The organism is Neorhizobium lilium (assembly GCF_004053875.1).
GTDB classification, from domain to species: Bacteria; Pseudomonadota; Alphaproteobacteria; order Rhizobiales; family Rhizobiaceae; genus Neorhizobium; species Neorhizobium lilii.
This window is the reverse complement of sequence record NZ_SBIP01000008.1, coordinates 88,346-103,605: the sequence shown is the minus strand read 5'-3', so window position 1 is coordinate 103,605 and position 15,260 is coordinate 88,346. Positions and strand designations below refer to the sequence as shown.

19 protein-coding genes are annotated in these 15,260 nt (G+C 60.1%); 13 read left to right on the top strand and 6 right to left on the bottom strand.

Annotation, left to right across the window (positions count from 1 at the left end):
* A partial coding sequence (locus EPK99_RS25090; RefSeq protein ID WP_128442066.1) for an aminotransferase class I/II-fold pyridoxal phosphate-dependent enzyme occupies positions 1-167 on the top strand: 167 nt, incomplete at its 5' end.
* A gap of 150 nt (positions 168-317) precedes the next feature.
* Here the strand turns inward: EPK99_RS25090 and dxr are convergent.
* Positions 318-1,505 (bottom strand): 1-deoxy-D-xylulose-5-phosphate reductoisomerase, encoded by a 1,188-nt coding sequence (dxr, locus tag EPK99_RS25085; RefSeq protein WP_128445830.1) that lies wholly within the window; start codon positions 1,503-1,505, stop codon positions 318-320.
* A 132-nt stretch (positions 1,506-1,637) separates the two neighbouring features.
* Here dxr and EPK99_RS25080 point away from each other — a divergent pair, with 132 nt between their 5' ends.
* Together EPK99_RS25080 and EPK99_RS25075 are read left to right on the top strand one after the other, a co-directional pair.
* Positions 1,638-2,861, top strand: coding sequence for an FAD-dependent oxidoreductase (locus EPK99_RS25080; RefSeq protein ID WP_128445829.1), 1,224 nt, complete (start codon positions 1,638-1,640; stop codon positions 2,859-2,861).
* 68 nt (positions 2,862-2,929) lie between these two features.
* A complete protein-coding gene (locus EPK99_RS25075; RefSeq protein WP_128445828.1) occupies positions 2,930-3,583 on the top strand; it encodes a DUF2937 family protein in 654 nt (217 codons plus the stop codon).
* A 5-nt stretch (positions 3,584-3,588) separates the two neighbouring features.
* Here EPK99_RS25075 and EPK99_RS25070 read toward each other — a convergent pair whose 3' ends face one another.
* The 3 genes from EPK99_RS25070 to EPK99_RS25060 form a co-directional block, all read right to left on the bottom strand.
* On the bottom strand, positions 3,589-4,056 hold the full coding sequence (locus tag EPK99_RS25070; RefSeq protein WP_128445827.1) for an NUDIX hydrolase: 468 nt from the start codon (positions 4,054-4,056) through the stop codon (positions 3,589-3,591).
* An 18-nt stretch (positions 4,057-4,074) separates the two neighbouring features.
* Positions 4,075-6,468 (bottom strand): phosphoketolase family protein, encoded by a 2,394-nt coding sequence (locus tag EPK99_RS25065; protein WP_245582567.1) that lies wholly within the window; start codon positions 6,466-6,468, stop codon positions 4,075-4,077.
* 260 nt (positions 6,469-6,728) lie between these two features.
* A complete protein-coding gene (locus EPK99_RS25060; protein ID WP_128445826.1) occupies positions 6,729-7,046 on the bottom strand; it encodes a hypothetical protein in 318 nt (105 codons plus the stop codon).
* A 231-nt stretch (positions 7,047-7,277) separates the two neighbouring features.
* Here EPK99_RS25060 and EPK99_RS25055 point away from each other — a divergent pair, with 231 nt between their 5' ends.
* Positions 7,278-7,487: a cold-shock protein gene (locus EPK99_RS25055; protein WP_037062590.1), complete on the top strand. Its 210-nt coding sequence runs from the start codon at positions 7,278-7,280 to the stop codon at positions 7,485-7,487.
* A 144-nt stretch (positions 7,488-7,631) separates the two neighbouring features.
* Positions 7,632-8,636: a sensor histidine kinase gene (locus tag EPK99_RS25050; RefSeq protein WP_128445825.1), complete on the top strand. Its 1,005-nt coding sequence runs from the start codon at positions 7,632-7,634 to the stop codon at positions 8,634-8,636.
* A 164-nt stretch (positions 8,637-8,800) separates the two neighbouring features.
* Here the strand turns inward: EPK99_RS25050 and EPK99_RS25045 are convergent, their stop codons facing one another.
* Entirely contained in the window at positions 8,801-10,036 is a 1,236-nt protein-coding gene (locus EPK99_RS25045; protein ID WP_128445824.1) for a tyrosine-type recombinase/integrase, read from the bottom strand.
* A gap of 2 nt (positions 10,037-10,038) precedes the next feature.
* A complete protein-coding gene (locus tag EPK99_RS25040) occupies positions 10,039-10,533 on the bottom strand; it encodes an Arc family DNA-binding protein (protein WP_128445823.1) in 495 nt (164 codons plus the stop codon).
* A 117-nt stretch (positions 10,534-10,650) separates the two neighbouring features.
* Here EPK99_RS25040 and EPK99_RS25035 point away from each other — a divergent pair, with 117 nt between their 5' ends.
* From EPK99_RS25035 to EPK99_RS24995, 8 genes are all read left to right on the top strand, one after another.
* Positions 10,651-10,836, top strand: coding sequence for a DNA-binding protein (locus tag EPK99_RS25035; RefSeq protein ID WP_128445822.1), 186 nt, complete (start codon positions 10,651-10,653; stop codon positions 10,834-10,836).
* A 190-nt stretch (positions 10,837-11,026) separates the two neighbouring features.
* Complete coding sequence (locus EPK99_RS25025) at positions 11,027-11,815, top strand: helix-turn-helix domain-containing protein (protein WP_128445820.1); 789 nt, start codon at positions 11,027-11,029, stop codon at positions 11,813-11,815.
* Positions 11,802-11,987 carry a hypothetical protein gene (locus EPK99_RS25020; RefSeq protein WP_128445819.1) on the top strand — a complete coding sequence of 62 codons (186 nt, stop codon included), beginning with the start codon at positions 11,802-11,804 and terminating at the stop codon, positions 11,985-11,987. Before EPK99_RS25025 ends, EPK99_RS25020 begins: the two co-directional genes overlap by 14 nt.
* Entirely contained in the window at positions 11,984-12,199 is a 216-nt protein-coding gene (locus EPK99_RS25015; protein WP_128445818.1) for a hypothetical protein, read from the top strand. Before EPK99_RS25020 ends, EPK99_RS25015 begins: the two co-directional genes overlap by 4 nt.
* Positions 12,199-12,630 (top strand): hypothetical protein, encoded by a 432-nt coding sequence (locus tag EPK99_RS25010; RefSeq protein WP_128445817.1) that lies wholly within the window; start codon positions 12,199-12,201, stop codon positions 12,628-12,630. The genes EPK99_RS25015 and EPK99_RS25010 overlap by 1 nt, the downstream gene beginning before the upstream one ends.
* A gap of 68 nt (positions 12,631-12,698) precedes the next feature.
* On the top strand, positions 12,699-13,346 hold the full coding sequence (locus tag EPK99_RS25005) for a hypothetical protein (RefSeq protein WP_128445816.1): 648 nt from the start codon (positions 12,699-12,701) through the stop codon (positions 13,344-13,346).
* Positions 13,325-14,359: a hypothetical protein gene (locus EPK99_RS25000; RefSeq protein WP_128445815.1), complete on the top strand. Its 1,035-nt coding sequence runs from the start codon at positions 13,325-13,327 to the stop codon at positions 14,357-14,359. Before EPK99_RS25005 ends, EPK99_RS25000 begins: the two co-directional genes overlap by 22 nt.
* A gap of 84 nt (positions 14,360-14,443) precedes the next feature.
* Positions 14,444-15,247, top strand: a complete 804-nt coding sequence (locus EPK99_RS24995; protein WP_164901890.1) for a DUF2213 domain-containing protein — start codon at positions 14,444-14,446, stop codon at positions 15,245-15,247.
* Positions 15,248-15,260: the final 13 nt, after the last annotated feature.

Below are 15,260 nucleotides of genomic sequence, written 5' to 3'. Positions count from 1 at the left end.
CCTGCGACGTCTATGTGCAGCCGATCAATTATCCGACGGTCGCCAAGAAGACGGAGCGGCTGCGCATCACGCCGACGCCGCTGCATACCGATGCCGATATCGAGCACCTCGTCTCGTCCCTCCACCAACTCTGGTCCCGATGCGCACTGGCAAGACAGGTCGCTTGAGCAGGGTTTACCGTAAGATCCTCATCCCTGTGCTTGTCACAGGGATCCAGTAGCGACGCGTCTGCGGCGCGAAAGGCTCTTGTCAGCCCAAAGACTTGGGCTGGCTGGATTCCTGTGACAAGCACAGGGAATGAGGATGGAGTGGGTAGCTCAAGCCGCCATTTCCCTTCGCGCGATGGTCTCGGCGGCGCGGCGCCGCGCTTCGGCATCGGCGGCGAAGACGTCGTCCATGGTGGTGGCTGCATCAAAGCCCACCATATCCTCCATGACCTGTTCGGCAATGTCTGCCATGTCCAGGAAGCCTATGCGTCCGGCACAAAAGGCATGGAAGGCGATTTCTTCCGCCGCATTCATGACCGCGCCCTGAACCCCGCCTCTTTCAAGCGCGGTGCGCGCCAATCGAAGGGCAGGGAAGCGCACCTCGTCCGGTGCTTCAAAATCGAGCCGGGCCAGTTTTGCAAAGTCCAGACGCTCGACATTCAGCTTCGGCCGGTCCGGGTAGGTCAGCGCATAGCCGATGGCAGTGCGCATGTCGGGGCAACCCAGCTGCGCCAGGACCGATCCGTCCTGATACCCCACCATGGAGTGGATCACCGATTGCGGGTGCACGATGACTTCGATCTGATCGGGCTTCAGGTTGAAGAGGTGCTTAGCCTCGATCATTTCCAGCGCCTTGTTGAACATGGATGCACTGCCAATGGAGATCTTCAGCCCCATGGACCAGTTGGGATGCGCACGGGCAATTTCGGCCGTCACGCCCGCCATCTGTTCACGGGTCCAGGTGCGGAAAGGCCCTCCCGATGCCGTCAGCACGATCCGCTCGACCGCATGATGCTGGTCGTCTTCGAGCGATTGGAAGATCGCGCTGTGCTCGCTGTCCACCGGGATGAGCCTTCCGCCGCCTTCCGCGATAGCCTTTAGAAACAGCTCGCCAGCCGACACCAGGCATTCCTTGTTGGCCAGAGCGATATCTGCACCGCGCCTCGCGGCGGCAAGCGTGGGGGCGAGGCCTGCTGTGCCGACAATCGCGGCCATGACCCAGTCCGCATCGCGCGATGCCGCCTCGATCAGGGCCTCGCGCCCCGCGGCTACCTCGATGCCACTGCCTGCCAGTGCCTGCGTGAGCATGCCATAGGCCGCCTCATCAGCGGTCACGGCAAGTTTGGCACCGCAGGCCTTTGCCTGCTCAGCCAGCAACTCGACATTGGCATTGCCTGTCACGGCGACGACATCGAAAGCGTCCCGGCCTCCGAGTTGCTGCACCACATCCAGCGTGTTGACGCCGATCGATCCCGTGGACCCGAGGATGCTGATGCGACGTCCGGCGGTTTCGGCCATGGTATTTTCCGTTTCCTCAATCTCGGCATGATCTACTCGCGAAAACTTCGCCTCACAAGCATGCGGTTGATTTCGGACGGCTGCGACCAAGTGCAGCTTGCATCCGATACCGTCTCACAGGCACATAGGGCGATGAACCAGATCAGCGACATCACAACCACTTGCGTGATCGCCGGTGCCGGGCCAGGCGGCCTTATGTTGGGCCTCCTCCTGGCGCGGGCCGGTGTGGACGTCACGGTGGTCGAAAAGCATGGCAACTTCCTGCGCGACTTTCGCGGCGATACCATTCATCCCTCGACCCTGGAAGTGATGGGGGAGCTCGGGCTTGTCGATGAGTTTCTGCGGCTTCCACACACTCGCGCTGCCAAACTGACGGCGGAGATGGCCGGCCGAACCATCACCATGGCTGATTTTTCTCGCCTGCCGGTCAAGCACCGCTTCATTGCCTTTATGCCGCAATGGGATTTTCTTAATTTCCTGGCGGCACAGGCCGGTCGCTATCCGAACTTCCGGCTGATCATGAATGCCAGGGTCATCGAGTTGATCGAGGATCGGCAAACGGTCGGGGGTCTGGTCATCGAGACGCCCGAGGGCAGGTCAAGCATCCGTTCGGAGCTTGTGGTGGGCGCCGACGGGCGCAATTCCGTCGTGCGGGAAAAAGCCGGACTGGAGGTCGAAAGCTTTGGAGAACCAAGCGAAGTCGTCTGGATGAAGCTTTCCAAACAGCCGGGCGATCCGAACGAGGTGATGGGCCATGCCGGTCCCCGCCAGGGACTGGTGCTGATCGACCGGGGCGATTACTGGCAATGCGGCTATGTCGTGCGCAGGACGACCTTCCTTGAGATCCAGCAAAAAGGTATCGAAGCCTTCCGCAAGGCGGTGGCGGAGATTTCGCCCCTGCCTGTCGACCGGATGCAGGAAATCTGCTCCTTTGAAGACACAAGCCTCCTGGTCGTCAGGATCGACCGGCTGAAGCAGTGGTGGCGTCCGGGCCTCATCTGCATCGGGGACGCGGCCCATGCCATGTCGCCGATCGGGGGCGTGGGTGTGAACCTTGCCATTCAGGACGCGGTGGCAGCGGCCAATATCGTGGCGGTCCCGCTTCGGGAAGGGCGTCTGTCCAACGCGGATCTCGCCGCCGTGGAAAAGCGCCGGATGTTTCCAACCAAGGCAACGCAAAAGCTGCAGTTGATGATGCGCAGCAGCCGCCGCACGGACGAAGGCAACGACCAGCGTCGCAAAGGCCCTCCGGCCTTCATCCGCGGCATTGCCCGCTGGCCGGTCCTCGCGCATATCGCCGGCAGACTGATGGGGCTGGGGTTCCGCATGGAGCATGTGTGCGCCAGCCAACGGTAGGGCCGGGCTCTCCCATATTGGCAACTTTTGATTGCCTGGCTCGTTAACGCGGAAAAGGGGAGCAGGCCATGCTGATGATCGGACGAATGCTGACCATGGCGATGGCCATTCTCGGAGGGATCTTCTTTTCCCAGGCGCCGGAATTTGCGCAGCAATACCGTCAACGCATCGGCGGCGCTCTTGATGAGCTGCGGGCGGTCATTAGCCGTTTCGATAGCGAGGCGACCCGTAACGGTCTCGACCGGGATAAGGCTTTGGGACTTTATTCATCGTCAGGTGAGCAGTTCCTGCGGTCGCAGGGCGACTCCATGCGCTACAGCTTCGACCGCTACCAGGCGCTGGAACAGCAGAGCCGCGACCTCAGCCAGGCGTCGCCGCTTGGAAAACCCTTCGTCATTCTGCGCAATCCAGACCCTGATCTCGTCACTAGCGCCTGGGCCGACTTTAGCCCCGGCATACCTGTTACCATCGCTGGGCTTGCCTGGACGGGCATAGGCTTGGTGCTCGGCTGGCTTGCCGCTGCCCTTCTGGGGACGGCATCGCTGCGCGCCGCCCGGAAACGCCACCATGTTCCGAATTCGCGTCAAAGGCGCGTGCTGGAACAAGGTAAGGGCGCTCAATATATCGAGGAGGCACGGCCGCTTCGTCATCAGGAGGTTCCGGCGCACCCTCTGCCGGAGCCGGCTCCGGCGCGTAGAGAGGATGGGCGTCGGACCGTTTGACGGCGTCACCCCAACAGGTCTTGTAGATCGTCGAGCATGGGCTTCTGCCCCTTTAGGATCTTCACCGCGGCGGGGCCGAGATTGAACCAGCCCGCCTTGTCCACTTCGGGAAACTCCTGCATGCGTCCCGATTTCGGCGGGTATTCCATCGTGAAGCTGTTGCTGACGATGCGGGTGGCATCGATGTCGGCACCGTCTTCCACGCACCAGGCCAGCACGCGTTTGCCGCCCGGCTGACGGTACTCCCCCAGCCACTGGCATTCGCCATCGATCAGGATGCCCGTCTCCTCCTGCACCTCCCGCCTTGCAGCTTCCAGTTCGTCCTCGCCCTCTTCCACCAGGCCTTTGGGGATGGACCATGCGGCCTCGTCCCGGCGAGCCCAGAAAGGACCGCCGGGGTGGACGAGCAGAACCTGCAGGTCTTGCTCTACGCGCCGGAAGATCAGCAGGCCCGCACTGCGCTTTGCCGCCATTGCGGATCTCCCTACGCGTTAAACCGGGTCCGACCAGGTCCAATTCTGGATCTCCGGCATGTCTTCGCCGTGTACGCCCACATAGTGGCGGTGTTCCTGGAGCTTGCCGCGCAAGGCTTCCAGCACATGGACCACCTTGTCCTTCAAGCCAGGGATGCGTTCGATCGCTTCGATGGCCAGATGGAAGCGGTCGAGTTCGTTCAGCACCGTCATGTCGAAAGGCGTGGTCGTCGTCCCTTCCTCGATGAAACCGCGGACATGGATATTGCGGTGGTTGGTACGCTTATAGGTCAGCCGGTGGATGAGGTAGGGATAACCATGATAGGCGAAGATCACCGGCCTGTCGGTCGTGAACATCCGATCGAAATCCTCGTCGGATAGTCCGTGCGGATGCTGGTCCGTGGATTGCAGCGCCATGAGATCGACGACGTTGACGACGCGGATCTTGAGCTCGGGAATGGCCTCCCGCAGGACCATGACGGCGGCCAGCGTTTCCATCGTCGGCACGTCGCCGGCGCAGGCCATCACCACGTCCGGCGCCACGGCATCGCCTTCGGTGCCTGCCCAGTCCCAGATACCGGCGCCTATCTCGCAATGGGCGATTGCCTCATCCATGTTCAGCCATTGCGGCTCCGGCTGCTTGCCGGCGACGATGACATTGACGCGATCCCAGGTCTTCAGGCAGTGGTCGCCGACCCAGAGCAGCGTGTTGGCATCCGGCGGCAGGTAGACGCGCACGGTGTCGGCCCTCTTGTTGGCGACAAGATCCACGAAGCCCGGGTCCTGGTGCGAGAAGCCGTTATGATCCTGCCGCCAGACATGGGAGGTGAGGAGGTAGTTGAGAGACGAGATCGGCTTGCGCCATTCCAGTTCCCGGCTCACCTTCAGCCACTTGGCGTGCTGGTTGAACATGGAATCGATGATGTGGATGAAGGCTTCGTAGCAGGAGAACAGGCCGTGCCGGCCGGTCAGGAGATAGCCTTCCAGCCAGCCCTGGCAGAGATGTTCCGACAACACTTCCATGACGCGGCCGTTGCGGGACAGATGCACGTCATAGGGCTCGATCTTTTCCATCCAGACCCGGTCCGTCACCTCGAAGAGGCTTCCAAGGCGGTTTGATTCCGTTTCGTCCGGGCCGAAAATGCGGAAGTTGGCCTGATCCGCATTGAGGGTCATCGTGTCGCGCAGGTAGTGGCCCAGGATCTCCGTCGACTGAACCATGGCAGCGCCGCGCTTTTCGATCCGGACCTGGTAGTCGCGGATGGCCGGCGTTACGAGTTCCTTGCGCAACAGCCCGCCATTGGCATGGGGATTGGCGCCCATGCGGCGTTCGCCGCGAGGCGCAAGGTCGCGCAATTCCTGCTTCAGACGGCCATCGGCATCGAACAGATCTTCCGGGTCGTAGCTGCGCATCCAGTCATCGAGGATCTTGCGGTGTCCCTCGTCACCACGGCAATTGGACACCGGCACCTGATGCGCACGCCAGAAGCCCTCGACCCGTTTGCCGTCCACCTCCTTGGGACCGGTCCAGCCCTTGGGGCTGCGCAGCACGATCATCGGCCAGCGCGGAACGCCGTCCACCGTCGTGCCGTCGCGAGCTTCCTTTTGTATGGTGCGGATGCGCGCAACGACGACGTCCAGGGTTTCCGCCATTTGCCGGTGCATGGGCTCCGGGTCATGCCCCTCGACGAAGAAGGGCTCGTAGCCATAGCCTTCGAACAGTTTTTTCAGATCCTCGTCGCTGGTTCGTCCCAACAAGGTGGGACCGGCAATCTTGTAGCCGTTCAGGTGGAGGATCGGCAGAACCGCGCCGTCGCGGACGGGATCGAGGAATTTGTTGGAATGCCAACTGGCGGCTAGCGGGCCGGTTTCGGCCTCGCCGTCGCCTATCACGCAAGCGACAAGCAGATCGGGATTGTCGAAGGCGGCGCCATAGGCGTGCATGAGAGCGTAACCGAGTTCACCGCCTTCGTGGATGGACCCTGGCGTTTCCGGCGCCGCATGGCTCGGAATGCCGCCAGGGAAGGAGAACTGCTTGAACAGCTTCTGCATGCCTTGGGCGGATTCGCTGATATCCGGATAGATTTCGCTATAGGTGCCTTCAAGATAGGTGTTGGCGACCATTCCCGGTCCGCCGTGCCCGGGACCGCAGATATAGATGACATTGGCATCCTGCTCACGGATAATCCGGTTCATATGAGCGTAGATGAAGTTGAGACCCGGCGTGGTGCCCCAATGGCCTAGCAAGCGCGGCTTGATGTGCTCCGGCTTCAAGGGGTCGCGCAGGAGCGGGTTGTCGAGCAAGTAGATTTGGCCAACGGACAGGTAATTGGCGGCGCGCCAGTAGCGGTCGATGAGGGATAGCTCGTGAGCGGTCGTCCTGGTCGCGGACATCGAGGCATCTGATGGCATGACGTGATCCTTTGGAATTCGCGCCCACCTTAGCCAACCACCACTGCCCGTCTGTGACAAAGATCAAGGGAGCGACTTCATGCGCCGCAGGCGGGAATGCCGGGGCGAAAGGGACGAATAATCTGAAGGCGCGTTCGGCCCTTGAGCGCGCCCGACAAGGCAGCAGGCTGCACCAGCCCACAGCACCTCCAGCCTGGCTATGTACCGATTGACAGAGAATGCGGCCGCTTATTCGCGATGCCGACAGACAGCTGTCCGTCTCAGCTGGAGAACATAGCAGTTGCCGTCGCGACTTCCGTTCGCATTGCATCGAGCGATCCGCGCAGCACGCGAATATCGGCGCTCAAAGCGGGTGCCGCATCCTGTTCCTCCCAATAGAGAAGGGTATTGTGCCAACCGGTCGTCGTCTCGATCAGCCCGCGAACACGCTGCATGGTGCGTTCGTCAACGGGGACGGCGGCCCTTTCGGCGTTCCGGGCTAGTTCGACCAGGTCGTTCGCCTCTACACCCCATATGGGCAGAGCCGTGCGAAGCTTCAGGATTTGCTCGTTAATGTCGTCTATCTGGGTCTTTTCCATCGTGCTTATATGTCCGGGTAAGCGGACATATCAATGGGTCGCAAAAACTAAAGGTTGACTTTCAAAGCGATCCTCCTTATCTAGGGTTCATCGATCTTTTGCTTGCTGAGCTTTGGTTACCGCGCGATTAGCACCGCGCCTGAACGAACCTTCCTTTCAAAAATATCGTTATCACTATCTGCGTAGCTTCAAGCTGCGCGGTCCTTCACTTCTGCTTTGAAAGGGTTCATCATGACCACTGGCACAGTAAAATGGTTTAATTCCACCAAGGGCTTCGGCTTCATCCAGCCTGACAATGGCGGCGCTGACGCGTTCGTCCACATCTCGGCCGTCGAACGCGCCGGAATGCGCGAAATCGTCGAAGGCCAGAAGATCGGCTACGAACTCGAGCGCGACAACAAGTCGGGCAAGATGTCTGCTTGCAACCTGCAGGCTGCCTAATTCGAATTCTGCTTTCGCTTTGACCACGGATGTACTGGCACTGCTGGAAGCAAGTTGATTGAAAGGCCGGACCATGAGTCCGGCCTTTTTCGTTTGTGCTGGGGCATTGCCGTCTTACAATGCTTGAGAAGGTATGAGGGTAAAATGACCGCAGACCGCGAAGCCGAATATCCCGAATGGGGGCTCGAACAATTGCGCGATGCAATTCGCGCGGCGGGCGTGGCTTTGTGGTCCTGGAACGTAGACACCGATGGCCTCTCGATGGATGGGCACGGCTACACGCTTTGGGACGTGACCCGGGATGGCGAGCTCACATTCGAGCGTCTCTCGGAGAAGATTCATCCCGCCGACCGGGATCGGGTTCGGGCAGCCTTTGCCGCGACCCGGGCTGTGATCGGCCCCTATGAAATAGACTTTCGGATTCTTGTCGGGGAGGACGTTCGCTGGATTTCGGCGCGCGGACAGGGAAATGATTCAGGCATCAAGCAGCGTCTGATGACGGGTATCTTCCTGGACGTTACGGGCCGCAAACAGGCTGAGGAAAGCCATGAACTCATGGCAGGAGAAATGAGCCACAGGGTGAAAAACCTGCTGGCTATCGCATCCGGTCTGACCTTGATCACGTCCCGATCCTCCGCCTCCATCGAGGACATGACAAAGCAGCTGACCAATCGCCTCACGGCGCTCGGCCGCGCCCATGATCTCGTCCGGCCCTTGCCGAGCGGGCAAGGAAATGCGGCGTTGCTGGGAGACATTTTCACGGTGCTGCTTACCCCTTATGACGATGACGGCGCCTTCGCTGGAAGGATCAGGGTGGCGGTGCCGCGCCTGGGCGTCGGCGAGATGGCGGCGACAGGGCTGGCGCTGGTGATCCATGAACTGGCGACGAATTCGATGAAATACGGTGCGCTTTCGGTTCCGGAGGGAACGCTCGACGTGTCGGGCTCGATGGTCGGGGATGACGTCGAAATCCGCTGGACGGAGCAAGGCGGCCCCGAAGTCGCCAAGCCCGAGGGGGCGGGAGGGTATGGGAGCAAGCTGCTTCGTCGCACTCTGGCGGGCCATCTCAACGGAACTGTGGAACACAAATGGCCGGTTGAAGGTCTGCTTGTGAGGCTGCGAATAGACGGACGCCGCCTGTCCCGATAAGGAGACGGCAGAGCTCACATCTATGTGGCTGCGGTTCGGCAATCCGAATTTGCCGAATTATGGTGATCCCAATTGGATTCGAACCAATGGCCTCAGGATTAGGAATCCGCTACATCGGCTTATTTTGCAGAGTTTCAGGTGTCTCATGTCGCATCCATGTCGCGTCATGCCAGAAACGCGCGCTCGGCCTCGGCCATCTCTTCAGCGTCGTCGCCCCGCGGGAACAGGTGCCCGTACACATCCATGGTCATGGCGATCGTGCTATGCCCTAAGCGCTCTTGCACGACCTTTGGGGGCAGTTCCAGGCCACCGTCTTTGCGCCTGTTGATGCACCACGAGGCATAGAAGTGGCGCAACGCGTGCAAGCCCTTGTACTTCGCATCGAGGATCGGCTGACTGTCCTTGTCGACCTCGCCGGTGACGACCGTCACACCGGCCGCGATCCACGCTGGGTGCAGGCCGCGGCGGAGGTAGTTGTTGAGGGTTTCAACGTTGCCGGCGCCAGTCGGAAAGACGAGCTCGAGAACCTTGATTTTCTCACCGGCCGCATCCGTCTTCCCGGTGTCCCGCTTCGGGCAAACCAATTTCCATTGCTTCAGGGCGTTCATCACCATAGGCGGGGCAGGTAGCGACCTTTCGCCAGCAATCGACTTCGGCTTGCCGATATCGTTGTACCGATCGGCGCGCTGATGAACGCGTATCTCGTTCTTTCCGAGATCTACATCCTGCCAGCGCAGCCCGCGCAACTCCGACGAACGCAAGCCGCAGAAAATGGCCGTTAGAAAGAGCGGCCGATACCGTCCCTGCAGGACGCCTACGAGGGCTTTAGCTTCCTCGCGCGTCGGAATATCCACGCCAACCTTGAGGCGGCCCTTCTGGCGTCTCTCTTGGCGTTTCTCCCCTGATCCCCTCCTACCTTTTAAGTCGCGTACGATGTTCCGGGCCACGAGCCCGCGCTCCTGTGCGTCTGCGATGAGTGTTCCAAGGCTTACGACGACCTTCTTGATCATGATTGCCGTTCGGCCCGCTTCTCTCAGAGCATCCTCGAAGGCTCGTACCTTGGCTATCGATATTGAGGAAAGCTTGAGCGCACCGATGAACGGCACGATATGCAACCGTAGATGACGTTCGTATTGGTCGATCGTCGATCGTTCTAGGTTTGAAGCTTTGCATCCCGCGATCCACAGTTTGCCAGCCGCCTCGACAGTCGCGCTGGCGCTGTCGGCAACATGCACACCCTCGCGTACCTCGACCGACGCCGTTGCGGCAAAATGGTCGGCTTCCTTTTTCAGCCGAAACGTTTTCAGCCGTCGGGTACCGGTCATGTCGGTATAATCAACCACCCAAGCCGATTTTTGAGTGCCGTTCGGAGTGGTCCATTCGCGCTTCCGGACTGACATCGCTAGTCCCTCTTCGTGAGATCATCCGACTTGCTGATCAAGGCTTCAAGTTTTTTCAGCTCGCTCTTCGCCTGATCTAATGGTGTCTCTTGCGATAAGCGTTCCTTTGTTTCGGAAGCGGCTGCTTCTAGTCGCGTAGCCAAATCGATAGCATCCGGCGGCGGCGGTCCTTCAAGGTTCGTGATAATGCTTGCTAGTGACTTCACCAATCCGACGTACTGCAGGAGCTGTCCGCGCACCGTCGCTAGGATTGTCCGGTAGTTCATTGCTACATCGAAGGTGCCGTCATAAAGCCGTTCCATCCGACGGTACGCGTCTTGCTCTTCCGCAAAGCGGCGCTTCCAATCTTGGCCGACATCTCCGCCAGCCTCGTACGCTTCCAGTCGAGCTACGATCTCAGCATTTACGGAGCGGCCGTTCGCCTTCGCAGCTTCAGTGATCCGGCCCTTCATGTCCTCTGTCAGTCTCAGCTTTAGCTGCGGATCTTCTCTACCCATTACTCGCCCCATCCATTTTGTCCCCACATAGCACCACCGTGGTCTTGACAGCAAGTCACCACGGTGGTTACGTGATCACCGTGGTTACGAATGGTCCACTTACGAGAGGCTTGGTGAATGGCAGAGGCAGAAAACAAAATGGATTTGATATGGGGTGGAGAGGAGATCGCTAAGGTCATTGGCCGCTCGCCAAGGATAACCTTTCACCTGCTTGAGAAGGGCGAACTGCCGGCAAAGAAGGTAGGCGGGCGGTGGGTAGCGGAGCGCGGTCAGCTCGTAGCTTTTTTTAGGGAGGCTGCATGAGCGATCGTAGCCCCTCCGATATCCAACATTCCGCCTCCGTCGAGCGAGCCGCTATGTGGCTAGCCGATGAGCAAAGTCCGCCGCAACCGATTATCCCGGAACTTCGCCAGCGGTTCGCGCTGTCGGCCCTGGAGGCGAGCGAGGCGTGTGCCATGGCACAAAGGTTCCGGATCTATCGGGGGGCGCATGGATGACGGCTGAGCTATCCGAGAAAGAGGTTCAGAGCTTCACTTCTTGGAAGCTCGATATCCTCGACGCTATCTCGTGCGATCCATCTTTGCAGGACGTTGATGCTCGCGTTGCCTTCCGGCTTATGCAGCACATCAACGCCAGGACCCGGGACGCAAACCCATCTATCGAGCGCCTCGCTGCGCAGCTGGGTTGTCACCGCGACACAGTGCGCCGCAGCCTTGATCGCATGTCAGATCCGACTGGTAGCTGCCTATGGCTTTTTCGACAACGTGGCAGTCGGACAGAAACGTATCGGTACAGCTTCATTGCTGATCGGTGGTCCAGCGTGATTGACGGCAAAATCGACCGCGAGGACAGAGCACGAGAGGCTTCGAACGAACGTCGCCTAAGCCGTCTCGAAGTTGCACCTAAGCAACCTCGCGAAATGGCAGCGGTGCAGTCTCGCGACGTTGCAGCGCTGCAATCCTACGAAGTTGCAGGCGTGCAACCCAAACACCTACCTGAGAACTACCTTAAAATAACACCTTCAGATTCTTGCTCTGACGATGGTGAGATTCTCCATAGCTATTCTTCCGATCAAATCAGCGACGAAAGCAATATGCCATTGCCGAAGCCTGGAAGCGCAATCGAGGCCGATGCGATGATCGACGCAATTTGTGAGGGGCTGCCTGTCAACACTTCGACAAGGGACCTTTTGTTGCGGTTCCTCAACAAGGGAATCTTGACGCCGAACATGGCGATAAACCTCACGGCGCCAGCTAAGGAGGCAAGAGGTGAAGCAGCTTGATCTGTTCAAATGGGCCGAGAATAGGCCCACGAACGTGATCCCCGCTCAAGCACGTTTCCAGGATCGAGCGATTGCGTTCGTGAGGCAAGTGATGGCGTCGGGGGAGATGCCGGCGCCGATCGACGGCAAAGTCATCGAGCACGAATTTCGTCCCGAAAGGAATGTCGCATGACCTGCGAACAGGTAGTGAGAAAGCCGCTTATCGCGAGCACTTCGGCCGTTGATTACCGTCTATTCGAGATCATCGGATGGGCCATGACGCATGCGCCGACACGCGAGGCCTACCGCCGCTGCTCTGGCGAGGACATTGGGCCGGCGCTCGATCGGTATCAGGCATGGCTTAAGGAGAATATCCTTGGCACGGGTGAGGATGGCGATTGCTGATGCCAGCCAACCCCGAGCGCACCGGTGGCGTGCAGTCGTCGTTCCTTCGGGACGATGACTTGGCGCGCGGGCGTGACGGTGATCGGAAGGTGCCCGTGCCGATGATCGGGAGCGAGATCATCCATATCGAAAGCGCCTGCTGGTATGCGGATGTCTGTGACAAGACAATCCGCGAATGGGCGAAGCTGGACGGCATTGGCCGGCAGGCTGGGAAGAGCGCCACGTTGAAGGTCAGCTTGCCGGCGCTGCTGATGAAGGTGGATGGTCAACTGGAAACGCTGGAACGGCTCCGCTCGGGGGACCGGGATCATCCGTCCGTCGAATTCTACCTTCGCCGCGCCATCAGGCTCCAGGAAGAAGCGCGGGTTGGCGCCGAGCGCCGCAGGCTGGAGTCCGTTCGCGCCGAGATGCGCTTGAAAACCTCCACATAGTTCCACATTCTTCGAATACCGCGAGTGCCGTGGAAATGGTCTGATCCTCCTCAACAAAGGAGATCAGCATGGCCGCCGCCGCCAAAACCATTTCGATCCGGGAAGAAGTCCCAAGCCTTGACGATCGCATTGCCGATGCATTCGAGGCCTCGATGTCGTCTGGCGATCTCAAGGCGCTCCTCGATGAGGTCGAGCAGACCAACGTCGACGCTCAGGCTCAGAGCAAGGCCGCAGCGGCCCGGGCGCTTGATCCGAAGCTTCGCCCCGCCGATGTAGCTGCCGCTCGCCAGCAGATGCAGGACGCCGATTTTCGCAGCAAGCGGATGGAAGCAGCCGCCGAGCAGTTGAAGGGTCTCCACAGCAAGGCCATCTCCCGCGAAGCTAGGCAGCGAGCCGCCGAGGAGTATGCTGCCGCTAAGGCAGAGCGGGATCAACTCGTGAAGGACCTGGTAGCCTACGAGGAGCATGCCGCCGCTATCGTCCAACTTCTCGATCGCCTGTCCAGAAACACCATACGCATCCAGAGCGCGAACAGCGGCGCATCTGCCGAGACCTGGCTTTATTCGGCGCAGATGATCGCCCGGGGCGCCGACCATGAGTTCGGAATCCAGCACGACTCGTTGCTGCCGAACCTGATCGACGGCGTGAAGCTTCCCAACTTCCGGAAAAACCAGGCGCGCGCCCATGGCTACGTGTGGCCGCCGGCGTCGTACTGATCAGGAGAGAAACCATGTTTTTCAACCGAGATAAGAAAACGCCGGCTTCAGTGCGGCTTCAAGGTGAAAGCACAACGCCAGGTGTCCAGAACGATGTCTGGTCCTTCATCCGCAGACTGGCAGATGTCGTCGCCGGTTACGTCGAGGTGAGCGCGTTCGCCACAGCGCCTCTGCTCAATCTCTATACCCCCGAAGACGTCGCTTATTTCAAAGAGCAGGTCCAGCTAGGGATCGATGACATCGAGAGGGAGAAGATCGGCACCCGCGTCCAGGCTGAGGCCAAACTTGCGCAGATGATCGAGCTGATGGTTCCCGCCCTGCAGGATGGATCACCAAAGCCGAGCAGCAAGGACGGCACCCCCTTGGATGACGCGGAGATGACGCCCGGCCTCAAGGAGCAGATCGACGGAATCGTCCAAGGCTGGGGAGAGGTAACGCGGGGCCTTCGGGACGCACGCCCGACGCCAGATGAATCGCCGCTCAAGATTATTCGGAAGGCCGATGTCGCCTACTTCATGAAGGCGCTTGAGGACGAGGGCAATCGGATCGAGGGAGAGATTAAGGATCTGCTTTCCCGCCGCAATGCCGAGGTCGCTCAGAAAGACGCCGAGCGCGCCCATCTCCTACGGGAAAAGGACAGGCTGCTGGCAGACATGCAGACCAAAGCTGATGCGCAAGAGGCTGAGGTTCATCGCCGCGGTCATTCGTTATTTCTCTTGCACCGGACGGTTTCGAAGATCGATCCCAGGTTCGATGCTGGAGAAATGGTCGATGAGGCCGCCATCCGCCGGGAAGTTGTTCGCCGGAAGTTCGGTGACGCAGCCGTCAATGGCCGCTCGGAAGCCTATGTCGACGAGCGTTTCGAGAGCCTTGAAGCTCGAGCGAACGTCGATCCATTCGCGCAAGTTGTCGCTGATGGTTTGGCGCCGGTGCTGAGTGGCAACGACGCAGCCGAGAAGGCTTATCAGGACATGGTTCGAGGTCTCAGCGATGCCCACAAAACTCAACACTAGCGGCTGGTCGGTGATCCCGGCCGCAGGTGGGCGGGGGAGTTGTCTCCTTGGCTCTCCCGCCACAAACCAATGAGGAACAGGTCAATGCATCTTCACGACAAGCTCACGATCGACACCAAGCGCCGGACACGCGACGGCTACCTCACTGTCAATGCCCGCGTGGCCCGTGCCGACAACGTTCAGACTTATCTCGGTTCTGAGGTCGGCAAGCCTGATATGGCAAGCGTCCGCGTCTTTCGCCCGGCTGATGAAGTGTTCAGCAGCGACACCATGCAGAGCTTCGCGCACCGGCCTGTCACGCTTGGACATCCTAGCGCTGCCGTCTCCGCGACAAACTGGCGAGACGTAGCCAAGGGCTGGAGCGACGGGGAGGTGGCGCGCGATGGCGAGTTCGTTCGGGTGAGCATGCTCCTGGCAGATGCAGACACCATCAAGGCAGTCGAAGACGGCACGAGGGAGCTCTCGATGGGCTACGACTGCTCACTCGACTGGACGGCCGGCACGTCGCCCTCAGGCGAAGCCTACGATGCCGTTCAGCGGGGCATCCGCAGCAATCACATCGCCGTAGTTCAGCAGGCTCGTGGTGGGCCGGAGCTACGCTTCGGCGACAGCGCTACCCGGAAGGACCTTCCCATGATGACCGACGGCGAGAAGCAGACCATGCGGGACAGCGTTTGCGGCATGCCACTCGACCAGGCGGCCGCCCTACCAATTTACGACGATGTGCGCGGGATGGTCATGTCAGGCATGCCGGCGGAGCAGTATTGCGCGATCGGGCATGGTGCCGTTGTAGGCCAGCGGCAGATGGGAGATGCGGAAGCCAAGGCCGAAGCCGCCTATGACCAAATGGTCAGCGACCTCAGCAGCGCGCACCGTCAGGCGGTTTGATTGGTAGCGATAA

Coding starts and splice junctions, on each gene's coding strand:
- EPK99_RS25050 (WP_128445825.1), top strand. CDS start 7,632: ATGACCGCAGACCGCGAAGCCGAATATCCCGAATGGGGGCTCGAACAA.
- EPK99_RS25055 (WP_037062590.1), top strand. CDS start 7,278: ATGACCACTGGCACAGTAAAATGGTTTAATTCCACCAAGGGCTTCGGC.
- EPK99_RS25070 (WP_128445827.1), bottom strand. CDS start 4,056: ATGGCGGCAAAGCGCAGTGCGGGCCTGCTGATCTTCCGGCGCGTAGAG.
- EPK99_RS25060 (WP_128445826.1), bottom strand. CDS start 7,046: ATGGAAAAGACCCAGATAGACGACATTAACGAGCAAATCCTGAAGCTT.
- EPK99_RS25075 (WP_128445828.1), top strand. CDS start 2,930: ATGCTGATGATCGGACGAATGCTGACCATGGCGATGGCCATTCTCGGA.
- EPK99_RS25080 (WP_128445829.1), top strand. CDS start 1,638: ATGAACCAGATCAGCGACATCACAACCACTTGCGTGATCGCCGGTGCC.
- EPK99_RS25025 (WP_128445820.1), top strand. CDS start 11,027: ATGACGGCTGAGCTATCCGAGAAAGAGGTTCAGAGCTTCACTTCTTGG.
- dxr (WP_128445830.1), bottom strand. CDS start 1,505: ATGGCCGAAACCGCCGGACGTCGCATCAGCATCCTCGGGTCCACGGGA.
- EPK99_RS25040 (WP_128445823.1), bottom strand. CDS start 10,533: ATGGGTAGAGAAGATCCGCAGCTAAAGCTGAGACTGACAGAGGACATG.
- EPK99_RS25035 (WP_128445822.1), top strand. CDS start 10,651: ATGGCAGAGGCAGAAAACAAAATGGATTTGATATGGGGTGGAGAGGAG.
- EPK99_RS25045 (WP_128445824.1), bottom strand. CDS start 10,036: ATGTCAGTCCGGAAGCGCGAATGGACCACTCCGAACGGCACTCAAAAA.
- EPK99_RS25065 (WP_245582567.1), bottom strand. CDS start 6,468: ATGCCATCAGATGCCTCGATGTCCGCGACCAGGACGACCGCTCACGAG.
- EPK99_RS25005 (WP_128445816.1), top strand. CDS start 12,699: ATGGCCGCCGCCGCCAAAACCATTTCGATCCGGGAAGAAGTCCCAAGC.
- EPK99_RS24995 (WP_164901890.1), top strand. CDS start 14,444: ATGCATCTTCACGACAAGCTCACGATCGACACCAAGCGCCGGACACGC.
- EPK99_RS25010 (WP_128445817.1), top strand. CDS start 12,199: ATGCCAGCCAACCCCGAGCGCACCGGTGGCGTGCAGTCGTCGTTCCTT.
- EPK99_RS25015 (WP_128445818.1), top strand. CDS start 11,984: ATGACCTGCGAACAGGTAGTGAGAAAGCCGCTTATCGCGAGCACTTCG.